This is a genomic window from Pseudidiomarina halophila, from assembly GCF_003987215.1.
Taxonomy (GTDB): Bacteria; Pseudomonadota; Gammaproteobacteria; order Enterobacterales; family Alteromonadaceae; genus Pseudidiomarina; species Pseudidiomarina halophila.
Window position 1 is genome coordinate 988,571 of record NZ_PIPW01000001.1, and the last position, 18,030, is coordinate 1,006,600.

12 protein-coding genes are annotated in these 18,030 nt (G+C 51.4%); 4 read left to right on the top strand and 8 right to left on the bottom strand.

Annotation, left to right across the window (positions count from 1 at the left end; all coding sequences use genetic code 11):
* Positions 1 to 9: 9 nt before the first annotated feature.
* From sdhA to sdhC, 3 genes are read right to left on the bottom strand one after another with little or no spacing between them, the layout of a single operon-like run.
* Positions 10 to 1,776: a succinate dehydrogenase flavoprotein subunit gene (sdhA, locus tag CWI69_RS04720; protein WP_126762344.1), complete on the bottom strand. Its 1,767-nt coding sequence runs from the start codon at positions 1,774 to 1,776 to the stop codon at positions 10 to 12.
* Positions 1,777 to 2,133, bottom strand: coding sequence for a succinate dehydrogenase, hydrophobic membrane anchor protein (gene sdhD / locus CWI69_RS04725; RefSeq protein WP_126762849.1), 357 nt, complete (start codon positions 2,131 to 2,133; stop codon positions 1,777 to 1,779).
* 2 nt (positions 2,134 to 2,135) lie between these two features.
* A complete protein-coding gene (sdhC, locus tag CWI69_RS04730) occupies positions 2,136 to 2,510 on the bottom strand; it encodes a succinate dehydrogenase, cytochrome b556 subunit (RefSeq protein WP_126762345.1) in 375 nt (124 codons plus the stop codon).
* Between the two features lie 482 nt (positions 2,511 to 2,992).
* Here sdhC and CWI69_RS04735 point away from each other — a divergent pair, with 482 nt between their 5' ends.
* From CWI69_RS04735 to CWI69_RS04750, 4 genes are all read left to right on the top strand, one after another.
* On the top strand, positions 2,993 to 4,273 hold the full coding sequence (locus tag CWI69_RS04735) for a citrate synthase (RefSeq protein ID WP_126762347.1): 1,281 nt from the start codon (positions 2,993 to 2,995) through the stop codon (positions 4,271 to 4,273).
* Positions 4,274 to 4,551: 278 nt separating this feature from the next.
* The gene (locus tag CWI69_RS04740) at positions 4,552 to 5,652 is read left to right on the top strand and encodes an efflux RND transporter periplasmic adaptor subunit (protein WP_126762349.1); all 1,101 of its coding nucleotides are present in this window, start codon (positions 4,552 to 4,554) and stop codon (positions 5,650 to 5,652) included.
* Positions 5,649 to 8,903: an efflux RND transporter permease subunit gene (locus CWI69_RS04745; protein WP_126762351.1), complete on the top strand. Its 3,255-nt coding sequence runs from the start codon at positions 5,649 to 5,651 to the stop codon at positions 8,901 to 8,903. The genes CWI69_RS04740 and CWI69_RS04745 overlap by 4 nt, the downstream gene beginning before the upstream one ends.
* Positions 8,900 to 11,965: an efflux RND transporter permease subunit gene (locus CWI69_RS04750; protein WP_126762353.1), complete on the top strand. Its 3,066-nt coding sequence runs from the start codon at positions 8,900 to 8,902 to the stop codon at positions 11,963 to 11,965. The genes CWI69_RS04745 and CWI69_RS04750 overlap by 4 nt, the downstream gene beginning before the upstream one ends.
* Here CWI69_RS04750 and kdsB read toward each other — a convergent pair.
* From kdsB to CWI69_RS04775, 5 genes are read right to left on the bottom strand one after another with little or no spacing between them, the layout of a single operon-like run.
* Positions 11,943 to 12,695 carry a 3-deoxy-manno-octulosonate cytidylyltransferase gene (gene kdsB, locus CWI69_RS04755; protein WP_126762354.1) on the bottom strand — a complete coding sequence of 251 codons (753 nt, stop codon included), beginning with the start codon at positions 12,693 to 12,695 and terminating at the stop codon, positions 11,943 to 11,945. The two genes, CWI69_RS04750 and kdsB, sit on opposite strands and share 23 nt — an antisense overlap.
* Positions 12,692 to 12,889, bottom strand: coding sequence for a Trm112 family protein (locus CWI69_RS04760; RefSeq protein WP_198678884.1), 198 nt, complete (start codon positions 12,887 to 12,889; stop codon positions 12,692 to 12,694). The genes kdsB and CWI69_RS04760 overlap by 4 nt, the downstream gene beginning before the upstream one ends.
* Positions 12,876 to 13,889 carry a tetraacyldisaccharide 4'-kinase gene (gene lpxK, locus CWI69_RS04765; protein WP_126762356.1) on the bottom strand — a complete coding sequence of 338 codons (1,014 nt, stop codon included), beginning with the start codon at positions 13,887 to 13,889 and terminating at the stop codon, positions 12,876 to 12,878. The genes CWI69_RS04760 and lpxK overlap by 14 nt, the downstream gene beginning before the upstream one ends.
* Complete coding sequence (msbA, locus tag CWI69_RS04770) at positions 13,889 to 15,640, bottom strand: lipid A export permease/ATP-binding protein MsbA (RefSeq protein ID WP_126762358.1); 1,752 nt, start codon at positions 15,638 to 15,640, stop codon at positions 13,889 to 13,891. The genes lpxK and msbA overlap by 1 nt, the downstream gene beginning before the upstream one ends.
* A 58-nt stretch (positions 15,641 to 15,698) precedes the next feature.
* Positions 15,699 to 18,017, bottom strand: a complete 2,319-nt coding sequence (locus tag CWI69_RS04775; protein WP_126762360.1) for a DNA internalization-related competence protein ComEC/Rec2 — start codon at positions 18,015 to 18,017, stop codon at positions 15,699 to 15,701.
* Positions 18,018 to 18,030: the final 13 nt, after the last annotated feature.

Genomic DNA, 18,030 nt, shown 5'->3' on the forward strand with positions numbered 1-18,030 from the left:
CACCTAATTTTAGTAAGTCCGCGCTTTTGGCGGGAATGCTTCACGCAACTTCGGCTGCATATTTACTTCGCGGGTCGTCATTGACTCATCCGCCGGACGGTAAACCGTATGTACTAACCACTTCTCGTCATCACGATCAGGGTAGTCAGCGCGACTATGAGCGCCACGGCTTTCGGTACGGAAGTTCGCAGCTACTGCCGTCGAGTACGCAGTTTCCATGAGGTTATCAAGTTCTAAACACTCGATACGTTGCGTGTTGAATTCTTTACTGGTGTCATCCAGGCGTGCATTTTTCAAACGTTCACGAATAGTTTCCAGCTCTTTCAAACCTTCCGCCATTGAGTCGCCTTCACGGAATACCGAGAAGTTAAGCTGCATGCAGGCTTGCAGATCTTTCTTGATCTGTACCGGGTCTTCGCCGTCTTTGTTGTTTTCCCAGCGGTTCAAGCGGGCCAATGCAGCATCGATGTCTTCTTCAGTCGCATCACGTGCTTCAGTGTTCGCAGCCAGAGCTTCACCAAGGTGCAGACCGGTCGCGCGACCAAAGACCACCAGGTCAAGTAGCGAGTTACCGCCAAGGCGGTTGGCACCGTGGACAGATACGCAAGCAATCTCGCCGCAGGCAAACAAGCCCTGAATTGGCGTGGTGTTGCCTTTGTCATCGACCTGTAATGCCTGGCCATGCACGTTAGTTGGGATACCACCCATCATGTAATGACAGGTTGGAATGACTGGAATAGGCTCTTCCGCCGGGTCGACGTGGGCAAAGGTCTTCGCCAGGTCACAAACCCCTGGAAGACGACTTTCAAGCACATCGCGACCCAGGTGATCAAGTTTCAACTTGATATGAGGACCATCCGGGCCTTCACAACCACGGCCTTCACGGATTTCGCTCATCATGGCGCGCGCAACAACATCGCGGGAAGCCAAATCTTTCGCATTCGGAGCATAACGCTCCATGAAGCGTTCACCGTCTTTATTCAGCAGGTAACCGCCCTCACCGCGACAACCTTCGGTCACCAGTGAGCCCGCGCCGGCAATACCGGTCGGGTGGAACTGCCACATTTCCATATCCTGAACAGGTACACCGGCACGCAATGCCATACCGATACCGTCGCCAGTATTAATGTGAGCATTGGTGGTCGACGAATAAATACGCCCAGCACCACCAGTGGCCAGAATAACGGCTTTTGCTTTGATGAAAAATACTTCACCGGTTTCAATATCGAGCGCCGTAGTACCTACTATTGCGCCGTCTTGGTTTTTAACCAGGTCGAGTGCAAACCACTCGGAAAATACCGTTGTTTTGTTTTTAATGTTTTGCTGGTAAAGCAAGTGCAACAATGCGTGACCTGTGCGGTCTGCTGCTGCAGCGGTACGTGCCGCCTGCTCGCCACCAAAAGCTTTCGACTGACCACCAAATGGGCGCTGATAAACCTTACCATTTTCAAAGCGTGAAAACGGCAAACCCATGTTTTCCATTTCTAAAATAGCTTCGGGACCTGTCTTACACATGTACTCGATGGCATCCTGGTCACCGATGTAATCCGAACCTTTGACGGTATCGAACATGTGCCATTCCCAGTTATCTTCGTGGGCATTACCAAGGGCAACGGTGATACCACCTTGTGCCGAAACAGTATGCGAACGAGTTGGGAACACCTTCGACATCAGCGCACAACTCATGCCGGATTCAGAAATTTGTAATGCTGCTCGCATACCTGCGCCGCCAGCACCGATGACTACTGCATCATATTCAAGTGTTTTTACGCTCACTTACACACCCTCCACAGGCCACACTACGAGTAAACCGGCGAGCCAGTACACGATGAGCGCGACGCTTACTACGAATTGAATGAAAGCTCGTAAGCCAGAAATCTTGACGTAATCGGTGATCACCTGCCAGATACCAATCCAGCCATGGATTAACACTGAGGTTAACGCCAACATAGTAAAGATTTTCATGCCGAGGTGAGCAAATAAATTGGTCCAGACCGCATAATTCAGCGTGTCTGCGGAAACCAGAAAGCTCACCATGAAAATCGTGTACAACGCCATAATAATGGCGCTTGCGCGTAACAGAACAAAGTCATGGGTTCCGCTACGACCGAATGTTCCTGCTGCCTTTACCATTTTCACCATAACCACACCCCCGCCAATACAGATAGTACGATGCCCAGCACAAATGAAATTTGTGCGGTAATACGACCGGAAACGAGCTCTTCAAAATAGCCCATGTCCATTATCATGTGCCGTATACCGGCGACCAGATGATAGCCAAGTGCGGTAAGGATGCCCCAGAGGATAAACTTAGCAATGAAGCCGGTGAACAATTCATGCACCATTGCAAAGCCTTCCGCTGATTGCAGCGAAGTTGCCAATGCCCAAACGAGCAGACCCACGGAAATCAGCATGATAAGACCAGAGATCCGATGAAGGATTGAACTGATCGCTGCTGCGGGTTGGCGAATAGTCATTAAATTTAAATTTACAGGTCTTTGTTTTTTCACGATTGTTGTGCCTTTAGGAAAAGCATTTTAAACATGCTCGGAACTTCAAACATCCTCGTCCCATGCATAACTTGCTATAACTTCTATAACGCGTTGAAGGTTAAGAGGACCCTGTTAGATCGCCGCCAAAGTATATAAGCCATAGCCTTCAATTACAATTCTCCATGGCCGACTTTCCAAGAAAAACGTTAATTTTTCCGGTTTAGATCAACAGACTGGAAAGTCGTTGTTGATGCAACCCTACCTTAGTCGTATACACAGAAGTTCTTCAAGCAAGTATAAACTTAGCAAGAGACACGATAGACTGTGCACAGTGTCATCCAAATGCCACATTGATGCGTAATCATGGCAGTTTTACTTGACGGAACGCAGGGTTTTGCAACCAATTAAACAGCTGTTTGAATTGACAGCAGCGGTAAAGATCAAGTAAATTCTATCGCCCTTTTTAGTGATGAAGCAGACTCAAACAAGGAGATTTCCTTATGGCTGATCGTAAAGCCACCCTGCAGATTGACGGCCAATCCATTGAGCTACCAGTGTTATCTGGTACAGCCGGCTATGATGTAGTTGACGTGCGTACTCTAGGCAAACACGGTTACTTCACCTTTGATCCAGGCTTTCTGGCCACCGGTTCTTGTGAATCAAAAATCACTTATATTGATGGTGAGAAAGGTATTCTACTGCATCGCGGATACCCGATTGATCAGCTGGCAACACAAGCGGATTATCTCGAAGTATGTTACATGCTGCTTCATGGCGAAGCGCCAAACGCAAAACAATACGATGACTTTAAGCAGACCATTACCAAGCACACCATGGTGCATCAGGGCTTGCATAACTTCTTTAATGGCTTCCGCCGTGACGCGCATCCGATGGCGATGTTGTGTGCAGTGACGGGAGCGCTGTCATCGTTCTATCACGATGACCTTGATATCCATGACGAGAAACAGCGCCGTCGCAGCGCGTACCGGTTGATTGCTAAGATGCCAACCATCGCCGCAATGGCCTACAAGTTCAGCATTGGTCAGCCGTTTGTTTATCCTAAGAACGACTTATCCTACTCAGAAAACTTCCTGAACATGATGTTCTCGGTACCTGCTGAAAACTATAAAGTGAATCCGGTGATTGCTAAGGCAATGGATCGTATCTTCACCTTACATGCTGATCATGAACAAAACGCGTCAACTTCCACTGTGCGTTTAGCTGGCTCTTCTGGTGCCAACCCTTATGCATGTATCGCCGCTGGTGTCGCTTCACTTTGGGGCCCTGCCCATGGTGGCGCAAACGAAGCTTGCCTGCGTATGCTGAAAGAAATCGGCAGTGTCGATAATATTCCAAAATACATTGATAAAGCGAAAGACAAAGATGACCCGTTCCGGTTGATGGGCTTCGGTCACCGTGTTTACAAAAACTTTGACCCACGCGCAACAGTGATGCGGGACAGCGCGCACGAAGTCTTGAAAGAGCTGAACATCAGCGATCCATTATTGGATGTCGCAATGGAGCTCGAGCGTATTGCGCTGGAAGACCCGTACTTTGTTGAGAAGAAATTGTACCCGAATGTCGATTTCTACTCCGGCATTATTTTAAAAGCCATTGGCATTCCTACCAACATGTTTACCGTGATTTTCGCATTATCACGGACCGTAGGTTGGATCTCGCATTGGCATGAAATGATGGGTGAAACGAACCAGAAGATTGGTCGTCCGCGTCAGCTTTATACCGGTGAAGCACAACGCGAATTTACACCTATCAAGCGTTAACTTAGCAACTTTCACCACTAGTTAGTCAAAAAGCACGCTTCGGCGTGCTTTTTTTATTTCCACGCATCACAAATGTAACTATTTGTTACATTCACGCCCCTAGCATTAGCTCTATCCATTTGTTTTTTATAGCTTTATCGTTTTCAGTTTTTGTATTTTTAAAGTTGGCACACAACCTGCATAAACTTCTACATCTTCGCCAACGTCTTAAGCATTAATAACGAAACGAACAGCGAATAGCGAACATTGATTGCAAGAGTAAATACAGGGACCAAATAATGACTACCAAACCAGTACACATCACCCCACGTTTTGTCGGTCTGACCGCTTTAATTCTGACTTCAAGTCTGTTGCTAAACGGTTGCGGTCAGGCCGACGCCTCAAATCAAGCTGCTACCACCGAAGAAGAGGTGGTGGTCCGTATCCCAGTAGCGACTGAGCAGGTCGTACGCGGCGCAATTACCTCGAGTTTTAGAACAACAGCGACTCTCGAAGCGCGCGACGAAACTGACATTATCAGTAAAGCTAACGGGATTGTTGAAGAAATCTATGTCGAAGAGGGCCAGCAGGTCGAGAAAGGTCAGCTGTTAGCCAAACTCCGCGACGAGGAATATCGGATTCAACTGGCCCAGGCGCAAGCCGAGCTGAATAGTATCGAGCAAGAGCTGCGCCGCGTTAAAGATATGGCGGAGCGCGATATGATCAGTGCCGATGCCTATGACAAATTGCGTTATCAGGCTGATTTGTTGCAAGCGCGCTACGATATGGCCAAATTAAATCTCACCGAAACCGAGATTCGCGCACCTATTGCCGGAGTTATCGCCAGCCGTTATGCAAAAACCGGCAATATGATCAGTCAATATCAAGCCAAGAAACTTTTCCATATCATCGCCCTGGATGAACTTGAAGGAAATGTTTACTTACCGGAACGTGAACTGCAATTTGTCGCTGTCGGCCAAACTGCGCAGCTACGTCTAAGTGCCCTGCCGAATCAGGTCATCGAAGCTCAGGTCGAGCGCATCAGTCCGATGGTCGATACCCAATCCGGCACCTTTAAAGTTGTGCTGAAAGTAAGTAATCCTGAGCTTAAGTTGAAAGCCGGTATGTTTGCCCATGTCAGTCTGCATTATGCGACCCATGAAGATGCCATTACGGTGCCGCGCTACGCTGTACAAAGCCTTGACGGTCAGCACTCGGTATTCACCGTTGACCAGGAAGGTGTCGCCCATAAAGTTGACGTGCAATTAGGCTTTGAAGATGAAACCCATGTCGAAATTCTCGATGGTGTACAGGCGGGTGACCAACTGGTCGTCAGTGGTCAGGCCAACCTCAAAGATGCGGCGCTGGTTGAAGTTATCAAGAGTGAGCAGCAGTCATGAGTTTAGCCCGTTTAGCAGTGCGGCGGCCTGTGACGGTCGCCATGTTTACCCTGGCAGTCCTGTTATTCGGTATGGTGTCGCTTGGTCGTATCCCGGTCACCCTGCTCCCTGATCTGGCCTACCCAACTCTCACCGTGCGTACCGATTATCCCGGTGGCGCCCCCGGTGAGGTTGAGCAACTGGTCAGTAAACCGGTAGAAGAAGCATTAGGTACGGTTAAAGGTGTGCGCCGTATTGAGTCGATTTCGCGGGCGGGACAAAGTGACGTGCTGCTTGAGTTCGCCTGGGGCACCAATATGGATATGGCCAGCCTTGATGTGCGCGAAAAAATGGACCTGGTCAACTTACCTCTCGATATCGAAAAACCAACCCTGCTTCGCTTTAACCCAGCCGAAGAGCCTATTTACCGGTTGACTCTGGGCTTCGATACCGTCGAAGAACCTAATGTTGCTGAATTAAAACGCCTCCGCACCTTCGCCGAAGAAGAACTCAAACGTCATCTTGAAAGTATTGAAGGCGTGGCATCCGTGCGCCTCGGTGGCGGCCTTGAGGACGAAATACAGGTTTTAGTGGATGAGCAGCAAGCGACCCAGCTGCAAGTTCCGATGAGCCTGATCATGCAACGTCTGCGCGAGGAAAACATCAACTTGTCCGGCGGCCGCCTGGAAGCACAGCGGGCCGAATACCTGGTGCGAACGCTAAATCAATTCCAGAATCTGGATGATATTCGTGGTATTTATATCGCGACCCGGAATGATCGCCCGATCCTGTTGCGTGATATCGCCTCAGTCGAAAACAGCTACAAAGAACGCGATTCCATCAGCCGTATTGGCGGCCGTGAGGCCGTCGAGGTTTCTCTTTATAAAGAAGGCGATGCTAATACGGTGCAGGTATCTAAAGCGATTCAGGCGCACCTGCAGCATCTGCAAGCCAGTAAGCTCATTCCTGACCTGTATCAGATTGAATCCATTGCCGATCAAGCGGTGTTTATAGAAGCTGCAATTGCCGAAGTACGCGATGCAGCCATCATCGGTGGCCTGCTGGCGATGGTGATTATCTATCTGTTCTTACAGAGGTTGTGGCCCACCGTCATTATTTCGTTAGCCATTCCGGTATCTATCATCGCCACTTTTAACCTGATGCATGGCTATCAGATTTCACTCAACATGATGTCGTTAGGCGGTATCGCGCTGGCGGTAGGTATGCTGGTGGATAATGCCATCGTGGTACTGGAAAACATTGCCCGTCACCGCGAGGATAAAGCTGAAGCGGAAGCCGCTGAAACCGGCACCACTGAAGTGACTGGGGCCATTATTGCTTCAACACTCACCACCATGGCGGTATTTTTTCCACTGGTTTTCGTCGAAGGTCTGGCCGGGCAGCTCTTTGCTGATCAGGCACTCACGGTAACCTTCTCATTACTTGCGTCGTTATTCGTCGCATTGACCCTGATACCGATGTTGTCCGCGAAACAACGCAGTGCCGATGCCAGCATTACTGACCGTCAGCACTTCCCGGCGGCACAGAAACGTCAGGGCTGGCGTTTCTGGGTCATGACCCCGTTGTTGCTGATTTTCCGTTGGCTACCGCTATTTATCGTCGCTGTTATCACCCTGGCGTGGCGCAGCCTCGGTAAACTCCTTGGCTGGATCGTGACACCTGCACTGCGCGGGTTCGATTGGGGCTATCAGCGCCTGGCTGCAAGCTACCAAAAGCTGCTTAGCACCGCATTGGCCCATGCCAAATTAACCCTGGCGGCAATTGTTGTCGTTGCTGCAGCTTGCTACGCGCTGGTTCCGCTCTTGCCAGTCAGCTTATTGCCGAGCATGGCGCAGGGTGAGTTCTATGTTGAAGTTGAACTGCAACCCGGTGCCACCATTTATGAAACTGACGCAGTATTAACTGGTTTTGCCAGCTACCTGGCGGCCCAGCCGGAACTTGCCGACACCGTCGAACGGTCCTACAGCATTGCCGGCACCGGTAGCCTGTTAAACGCAGCTCCGGGTCAAAATGGCAATCAATGGGGCCGTTTTAACGTGGTAATGAAAGACAGTAGTGACGTCTTTGCTGAACAGCGCCTGCAAAATGAATTACGTGAGTATGCGCAGCAACTACCTGGGGTGGAAATTAAGTTTGGCCGCCCTGAGTTATTCAGCTTCAGTAGCCCTATAGCTATTGAAGTGACGGGCTATGATATCCAGCTATTGCAACAGGCTGCACAAAGTATCGTTGGAAATCTGGCCCAACATGACCAGTTTGCCGATATCCGTATGAATATGAGCGAAGGCCAGCCGGAAATCGCTATTTACTTTGATCATGCCCGCCTGGCTCAGTACGGCTTAACCAGCGCGACAGTATCTGAACTGCTGGCAACCAAGATTGGCGGCCGGGTGGCGACACAATTCAGTCTGGATGATCGAAAAATCGACATACTGGTGCGTAGTCAGGCTGGCGATCGTGACTCTTTGCAGGATCTGCAACAGCTGGTAATCAATCCGGGCTCTGCCCGCGAGATCCCGCTGCAGGCTGTCGCGGAAATCAAACAAATTATGGGTCCTAGCGAGATCACCCGCATCGATCAGCAGCGTACAGCAGTGGTGCAGGCAAATCTGGCTTATGGTGATTTAGGCAGCGCCGTTACTCTGGCTCAGCAAGTTGTTGCCGACACGCAGCTCCCTCTGACCATCAAAGCCAACGTTGCCGGGCAGAGCGAAGAAATGCAACGCTCATTCCAGTCATTACAGTTCGCGCTATTACTGGCGATATTCCTGGTCTATCTGATTATGGCATCGCAGTTCGAGTCCCTGCTCCACCCGTTCTTTATCTTGTTCAGTGTGCCGCTGGCAGGAGCAGGTTCTGTACTTGGCCTTTACCTGGTTGGCACTGAGCTGAGTGTCATCGTGTTTATCGGCTTAATTATGCTAGCCGGTATTGTGGTCAATAACGCCATCGTGCTGGTCGATCGTATTAATCAGCTGCGGCAGCAAGGCAGCGGCCGTTACGATGCTGTCTTCCAGGCCGCCCAACAACGCTTACGACCGATTCTAATGACCATGTTTACCACAGTGCTCGGTTTGTTGCCTCTTGCGATTGGCTTAGGTGAAGGCGCTGAAATTCGGGCGCCAATGGCAATCAGCGTCATTGCCGGGTTGTTATTCTCCACCCTGCTGACATTGTTCTTCATTCCTTGTCTGTATTTGCTGGTAGATCGCAAACAGGTCAGTCCGGCAGTTGCGGAGAGCACGTCATGAATGCTGCAAAGTTAGGTGCGACTTTGGCGCAATTCGCGTTGCGCCGGCCGGTAACCATCTGCATGGTGTTTTTATCAATGCTGCTACTTGGCGCAATTAGTTCGCGTCTGTTGCCGCTGGAGAAGTTTCCCGGTATTGAAATCCCGGAGATTATGGTCACCGTGCCTTACCCCAACTCGACTCCGCAAGAAGTTGAGCGCTTAATCACGCGGCCGTTGGAAGAAGCTCTGGCTACGCTGAGCAACGTAAAGCGTATGCGGTCTTCGTCAAGCAGCGATAACGCCCAGATTTCCCTGCAATTTGAATGGGGCGAAGACGTTAACGCTAAGGGTATCGAAGCCCGCGAAAAGGTCGACGGTATCTTGCATTTACTGCCCGATGATATTGAACGGGTGCAGGTACTGCAATTTAATACCGAAGACATGCCCGTGTTTCAGCTGCGGATCTCCAGTCAACGCGATTTAAGTAACGCTTACGATCTGCTCGACCGCAGTCTGCGTCGCCCGATTGAGCGCGTCGACGGCGTCTCGCAGGTCACGCTCTATGGTGTCGACAAGCAACATATTGTGATCCGTCTCGAACAGCAGAAGCTGTTGCAGCATAACTTAACGGCGGCAGACATTACTGCCCGTCTGCAACAGGCAAATTTCGCCCTGACCGCAGGTTATCTGGAGAGTCCGAACGAACGCATTCTGGTGAATCCGGTGGGCGAATTCCAATCGGAATATGAAATCCGTAACCTGCCCATCACCAGCCAGTTGAAACTTAGTGATATCGCCACGGTAAGTCGCGAAATGCCGCGCCGGGTGGATGGGCGCCATCTTGATCAAACCTATGCTATCGGCATGGATATCTTTAAAGAGTCCAGCGCCAACCTGGTGGATGTCTCAGCACGGGTGATGGATGTGGTCAACGAGATCCGCAAGGATCCACAGTTCAACGGCATCAACCTTTATGTCATGAATGACACCGCCGACGGCGTTACCACTTCGCTTAACGATCTGTTGATGGCTGGCCTGCTTGGTGCCCTGTTGTCTTTTATTGTGCTGTATTTATTTCTGCGCAATATCGTTATTACTCTGGTGGTCGTGCTGTCGGTCCCTATTGCCATCTGTATCGCCCTTGGCGGTATGTATTTCCTGGGCTACTCACTCAACGTGCTGTCGTTGATGGGTCTCATGCTGGCCATCGGTATGCTGGTGGATAACGCGGTGGTCATCACCGAAAGTATTCAACATGAGCGTGAAGCTGGATTTGATGCCGAAGAGGCTACCTTGCGCGGCGTCGGTAACGTTTCCATGGCGGTCATTGCCGGTACTTTAACCACCGCCATCGTATTTTTGCCCAACATCTTTGGTAAAAAAATCGATCTCACGATTTTCCTTGAGCACACCGCGGTCGCTATTTGCCTGTCATTACTGGCATCACTGCTGGTGGCGCAGACCCTGATCCCACTGCTGGCGAGCAAACTCAACCGGGCAATGAAGCCACGGCGCAAGGCGGAGCATTCGAAGCCGTCGCGCTACCGCAGGTTGCTCGAGTGGAGTTGGCGCCATCCGCGCTGGACGGGCGTGTTTGCAGTTGCAATTTTAGCCAGTATTGCGGTGCCTTTTGTTGGTGTTAGCGGTGATCAGGAGCCGCAGGGCTTCAACGATCGTATGTTCATCAACTACAACTTGCACCAGCAGTACAACCTCGCTGAAGTGGAAGATGAAGTAGCACGCTTCGAGGACTTTCTGTACCAGAATCAGGACGCCTTTTATATCGATGCGGTCTACAGCTATTACACCCCTAGCTACGCCATTTCGACGGTGCTACTCAAACCTGATCGTCCGATCAAACTGAGTGCATTAATGGATCAAATGCGTGAGCAATTTCCGAAAATGCTGCGCAGCGAACCGCAGTTTGGCTTTGGTGGTGGTGGTGGTGAAGGTGTGCGGGTAACGCTCACCGGCCAATCCACCGACGTGCTGGAAGGTCTGGCCGAGCGTTTTGTGCCCGTGATTGCCGGTATTGAAGGACTTACAGACGTACGCAGTGAGACCGAAGCTGGTCAATTTGAATATCTGGTGCGGATTGATCGTGAACGCGTGCATCGATTAGGGCTAAGCAGTGCACAAGTCGCACGCCAGGTAGCAACGGCCTTGCGGGGACAGCGTTTACGCTCGTTCCGCGGTGACCCAAATGGCGAAATCCCGATGCGCGTTGCCTTCGACAAAGAGCTGGAATTTTCACTTGAAGCCTTACAGAATCTACCAGTGATGCAGCACCAGGGACGTGTGGTGCCATTGCATGCTGTTGCCTCATTCGAAGTACAACCGCGCCTGGGTGAAATTCGCCGCCTGGACCGGCGCACCTCGCTGGCGATTCAGGCCAATTTAAGTGACGAGCTGCCACTTAACGAAGCGCGCGACAAACTCAACGCCGCGCTGGGCCAGTTGAGTTTGCCGGACGGCTACACCTGGAGTCTGGACGGTAGTTTTCAGCGTCAGCAAGAAGCGGAAAACGTGATGTTGGTCAATACCCTACTCGCCGTAGCACTGATTTATATCGTGATGGCGGCGCTGTTTGAATCGGTGTTGCTGCCGACGGCAGTGATTACCTCACTGCTGTTTTCCATCGTTGGCGTATTCTGGGCGCTGTTTTTAACCGGTCAATCGATCACGGTGATGGCAATGATCGGCATCCTGATTCTGATGGGAATTGTGGTGAACAACGGCATTGTCCTGGTGGATCGTATTAATCAGTTGCTGGCGGAAGGCTATGAACTGCGGGAAGCGGTTATCGATGGTAGTGTCAGCCGTTTACGTCCGATCTTAATGACAGTCGCAACCACTGTGCTTGGCTTACTACCCTTAGCTTTTGGTACCACGCAAATTGGCGGTGATGGCCCACCCTACGCCCCCATGGCAATTTCGATTATCGGTGGTTTGCTGCTATCGACCCTGACCAGTTTGTTTCTGGTGCCTTATGTTTACGTTCGCCTGCTTTGGTGGCGGGAACGCTGGCACGCTCTTAAACAGCGCGCCAGCACTATGGTTAGTCGAGTGATTGCTGGTTAGCCCGATCCAGGTCGGCTGGTGTATCAATGCCAGCCGGCGGATTGACAATGGCTTCGGCGACATGAATACGCTCGCCATACCAAAGCACCCGCAACTGTTCGAGTGATTCAATTGCCTCGAGTGGGCTGGGTGCCCACTCGATGTAGCGCCAGACAAAACCAGCACGGTACGCATAAATGCCAATATGGCGTTTATAAGCGGCGTGCTCGCCCATGCGCTCCTGTGGGAATGCGTCACGCTCATAGGGAATAGGCGCTCGTGAGAAATATAAGGCATAACCGTTGGCATCGGTCACCACTTTCACCGCATTAGGGTTCTTCACTTCTTCCAGATGACTGATGGGCACGGCGAGAGTGGCCATATGTGCCGCCCGCTGATTCATTAAGTTATCGGCAACCTGACGAATAATTTCTGGTGGAATAAAAGGCTCATCCCCCTGCACATTGACCACGACGTGATCATCAGCAATGGCCAGGTAGTCGATAACTTCAGCTATTCGCTCGGTGCCTGACTGGTGATGTGCAGCAGTTAGCATGGCGCGGCCACCAAAAGCTTCAACCGCATCGACGATGCGTTGATCATCAGTAGCAACAATCACTTCTGCCGCACCTGCGGCCGCTGCTCGTTCATAAACCCGTTGGATCATCGACTTTGAGCCGATCATCGCTAACGGCTTACCGGGTAAACGTGTGGACGCATAACGCGCCGGGATAATTACGGTAAAACTCATTTGGGAATTTGCTCCAAATCCTGGGTGCTCAGTTGCCGTGCTTCACTGGTCAACAGTATAGGAATTTCATTACGTACCGGAAAGGCCAGACGATCGCCGCGACAGACGAGCTCTTTGCTTGCTGGTAACCAAACCAAGCGGCCCTTACACAGCGGACAAGCCAGTAAAGCCAGAGTGCGTTCATCCAGTGGCATGCTTAAACTCCTTTATCTTCACTTCCAGCTGCTGCCAGAATGCATCAGGTAAGGTTGCGCTGACAGGTAAATAATAGCAATGCTGATGGGCAAAACCACGCCATTTGGTTGCATCCTTTTCAGTCATCAGCAGCACATCATAGGCCGAGAACTGGGCGAGATCAGCAGCAGTAAACTGGTAATGGTCCGGATAGTCACGCGTCGAAAATGAACGTGACTCAAGATTTTGCACGGTTGTGAAAAAACGTTGTGGGTTACCAATTCCTGCCAGGGCCAGAGTTTTTCCTGCAGGCAGTGTCGCCACTTCAGCGTCATCCGTTACCCGCCGCCATGCTTTCGCGGTTAAGCTCATAGGATAGCTATGTGCTCTAGCGCCACGCAAAAACCCCTGATCGGTTTTATCACTACCGTTAAGGATAACCGCGTCAACCTGCTGCAACCGGGCAGCAGGTTCACGCAACGGTCCTATCGGTAACCGCCAGCCATTACCTAAGCCGCGTTCAGCATCCACCACAGCAATTTCGAACTGCCGGGGTAGTGCGTAATGTTGCAGCCCGTCATCGCTGATAATCACCGTGGTCTCAGGGGCTTCCTCGAGCACCCGGACAGCGGCCGCACGACGATCAGGCGCGACTATGACAGGTACCTGGGTACGTTGGGCCAGTAACAAGGGTTCGTCGCCGCAGGCTGCAGCCGGTGTTGTCCGTTGCACGCGCAACGGAAACGGGCCTTTGCCACCATAGCCGCGGGCAATAATCGCCGGGCATTCGCCCTGCGCTTTCAGATGTTCTACCAACGCGAGGGTGACGGGCGTTTTTCCGGTCCCGCCCACACTGATATTTCCCACCACGATAACCGGCACTGGCAAGGGTTTTGCAGGACGCAGCCGGTAGCGCCAACGTCTTAGCGTACTTAACACCACAAACACTGCGTGCAGCGGTAGTAACAACCAAAGGTATGCTGGTACATCTTTGCGATACCAGACACGCTGCAGAGCCATTAACTAAGCTCACCACTGAATTGCAGACTATAGAGCTGATAATAGGCACCTTGCTTATCCAGCAGTTGCTGATGACTGCCCCGTTCAATCACTGCACCATCTTCCAGCACCAAAATTTCGTCAGCTTTTTCGATGGTGGATAAGCGGTGCGCGATCACAATTGAGGTGCGATCCTGCTGCAGTGCTTGCAGCGCGCTTTGAATATGCCGCTCGGATTCGGAATCCAGCGCTGAAGTAGCCTCATCAAGAATCAAAATCGGGGCGTCACGCAACAACGCTCGCGCGATCGCAATACGTTGACGCTGACCACCAGATAGCATGACACCGTTCTCACCGACGGTGGTGTCTAAGCCATTTGGCATATTATCGGTAAATTCGGTCACATAAGCCCGCTCTGCAGCAGTACGGATGTCATCCAGAGTGACTTTGCCATGCGCACCATAGGCAATATTGTTGGCGATACTATCGTTAAACAGGGTTACGTGTTGTGACACCAGGGCAAACTGCCGGCGCAATGACTTCAAGCGATAGTCATAGATATCCCTGTCGTCGAGCTTAATGACACCTTCCTGCGGTGTATAAAACCGCGTCAGCAGGTTCGATATCGTTGATTTACCGCTACCCGAACGCCCCACCAGCGCCAGGGTTTTACCCGGCTCAACATGGAAGCTGACATCTGCCAGGGCCGGGCTTTCAGTGCCGTCATAGCTAAAGTTCACATGCTCAAATTTAATATCACCTTTGGCACGATCAACATTGCGTTTGCCCGTGTCAGCTTCGGCATATTCATCCAGTACACTGAAAATACTTTGCGCGGCGGCAATCCCGCGCTGGAAATCACTATTCACCGTGGTTAGCCGCTTCAGCGGCTGTAATAACATAATCATCGCGGTAAGCAAAGTGGTAAATGCACCGGCAGAAAGTTGTGCCAGCATGTCGGGGAAACTCGCCAGCACCAGCACCATAGACAAACTAAAGGATGCTATTAATTGAATTAATGAGGTACTCAGACTTTGCGCATTAATCAACTTCATATTCTGGTTGCGGGTAATGTTGTTAATGGTCGAGAAACGTTTTGACTCACGTTTCTGGCCTTCGTACATGACCACCACTTTGTGCCCGTTCAACATTTGTTCAGCGGTCGTGGTGACATCACCCATTGCTGTTTGAATGCGGCTGGAGACCTTACGAAAACGTTTTGATACCACCGCGACGATTTTTGCAATCACCGGGCCCACCAATAAAAACACCAGCGACAGTTGCCAGCTGTGATAAAACATCAGGCCCAGCAGACCAACGACGAAGGCACCATCACGGATCAATATCAATACTGCACGACTGCTGGCTTCAGCTACCTGTTGAGTGGTGTAGGTGATTTTTGATAGCAGATCGCCGGTGGAATGACGGTCATGAAAAGATACCGGCAGTTTCATCATGTGATCAAACAGCTGCTGGCGCAGAGTTGTCACCACCCGAAAACCGACCCAATTGAGAAAATAGGTGGAAACGAAGTTAAACAGCCCGCGCAAAATAAATATCACCGGCACAAAAATCGCACCGTACAACAGAATTTTTGGATTACTCTTGGTCAAGCCATCGTCAATTAACGTCTCAATTTGTGAGAAGAAAAAAGTATCGACAGCGGCATAACCAATCATTCCGAAAATAGAAAGAATAAAGGCTGCGCGATAGGGTTTTATATACCCCATTAAGCGACGGAACGTCTTTTGTTTTACAGTCTCTGCATTCATGCGTCAGATTCTACTGGCAAATAATGCAATCATTCTAACCGTTTTCTGCTCTCACTGGCTAGTTTCTGCGAACGGAGGACGCGGTTTCAGCGTGAGGGTCAACATCAAACCAGCTGCCAAACTGCTGTGCCAGAGGTTGTCTGGCATGCCAGCGGGTACCATCGGTCCATAGCGTGATTTGCCCTCCGCGGGCCGTGTCCAGCAGCGTAATGCGATGTTCAGCATAGCGCGCGGCAACGTCTGGGTGGACCTGACCATAAGGATTGTTGCGTCCACGGCTCGCCAATGCCAGTGAGGGTTTAACATGCCGAATAAAATACCCCTCGGATGAAGTTTTGCTGCCGTGGTGAGGAACCAGCAGAATATCTGCGGTTAACGGTGCCAGCGTAGCCAGCAATTGCCGTTCCGCCGACTTCTCAATATCACCAGTTATCAGAAACCTTACCGAATCGAACTGCAGTAACAGGACACAGGAGGAGTTATTGTGGCGGTTACCAACGCCAGACTCATCCCGCGGATGCAGTACCCGCCAACTGACCTCACGCCAGACGCCACTTTGTCCTGCGATGCAAGGTGTACCGCTGGATCCGCCATACCACCGCAACCGGGAATAGCGTTGCTGCAAACGGCTATAGCCGCCTTCATGATCACGGTCGGTGTGGGTGATGAAAGCCAGTTCAGGACGCAAGCGTTTAGCTTGCAGAAAGGGCACAATAACGCGATCCGCCATCGCTACCGAACCGTCCCAGCTGGCGCCGGTGTCGATCAGCAGCGCATGCCCCTGACGTTGCAGCACCAATGCTGTGCCTTGTTCAACGTCCAGCACGTTTACCAGCAACTGCCGCGGCTCCGGCAGCGCAGCAACCACCAGCTGCCCAAACAGAAGCGTCAGTAGTGCTATTCCACGCCAGCGCCAGGCTAACGGAACAATAACTATTACCACAGCAGCAACTAACCACGGCCAATGGGGTAAAGCTGAAGCATCCAGCCACTGCCAGGGATGTTCCGCCAGCCAATTCAGCAATGGCCAAAGCTGGTTAAAGGGCCATTGCGCCAACAGGAATATCTGTTCAGCAACAGCAAGCTGCCCCAGTGCGACTGCCAGTACGCCAAATAATCCCAGCGGCAAGACCCAAAAACTTACCAGTGGTACTACAACCAGATTAATCAGTGCCGCGGCGACGGGTACTCCAGCAAACCATAGTGCCATCAAAGGCCAGAACAGTAGCGTCATCAGCCATTCAAAGCGCCACCACTCACGTAGCTTCGCCCAGCGTCCGCGATAGCGGCGCCAACGCCAGTTCATAAATACGATCGCTGCAACAGCGCTCACCGATAGCCAAAAGCCAGTCGTTAACGGCGCCATAGGTTCAACCAACACCACCACTGTTGCCGCACGCAACAACAGCCGCGGTGGACTCGCCCGCCAACCGAGTTGTTTATGCAGCAATACTACAGTTAACATCAGCACCGCACGCAAGGTGGCAATAGCGAAACCCGCCAGCCAGGCATAAGCAAAGGCAACCAGCAGAGCTACCCACGGTGCGTAATGCCACAAGTTACTCAGATCGCGCCGGCGCCGACTGCGAATAACTACGGCAATACTGTGCCACAGAAAAAGCAGCGCAAAACCGGCCACCAATGACAGATGTAAACCAGAAATCGCGATTAAATGCGCCAGTCCCGTTTGCTGCACTGTGGTCCACGCGTCTGGCGACATTTGATAGCGCTCCCCCACTAGCAATGCCAGCAGAGGTCCGCGTTGCACGACATTAGTCAGCGCGGCGTCAACGCCACTTACCAACCGTTGTCGCCAGCTGACCTGACCTTCAAGGAGCTGCCCGGAGCGGATGGAACCAAGGACGCTAATTCCCTGTCCAAGCAAGTAGCGATGATAGCTCATGCTACCTTCGTTGCGAGTGCCCTGCGGGTGTCGCAGCCGCACACTAAACCGCCATGTTTCACCCTGTCGAGGTAGCCGTTGAGGCGCATCGGCGTGAGGTTGATACCATTGCAGTCTGGCTTTAAGCTGGGGCTGTAGAGGTTCATTCTGAAGTTGTCGTATGCTGCCGATAATTCGCCAGTACCCCGGTTGGTAGTGGCTCACCGCAGTAACATTCACTACAGCATCAATGGTTGTTTGAGTCCACTGATCATCAATAACCATGCGTTGAACGAAATAGGCGTTGCCAGTGCCCCATAGAATGCCGCACAATACGCACCCTATGAGTCGGGTTCGCAACTGCTGGCAGCTGCTCAGCATGAAACAGACGAGCGCCAGCCCGGCCAATAAGAACCAATGCCAAACATCGGTAACAGCTGATAAACTAAAGCTTAGCGCGAAGCCAATAAGGAATGCGCACAACGACCGATCCATGGATGTTGTACCT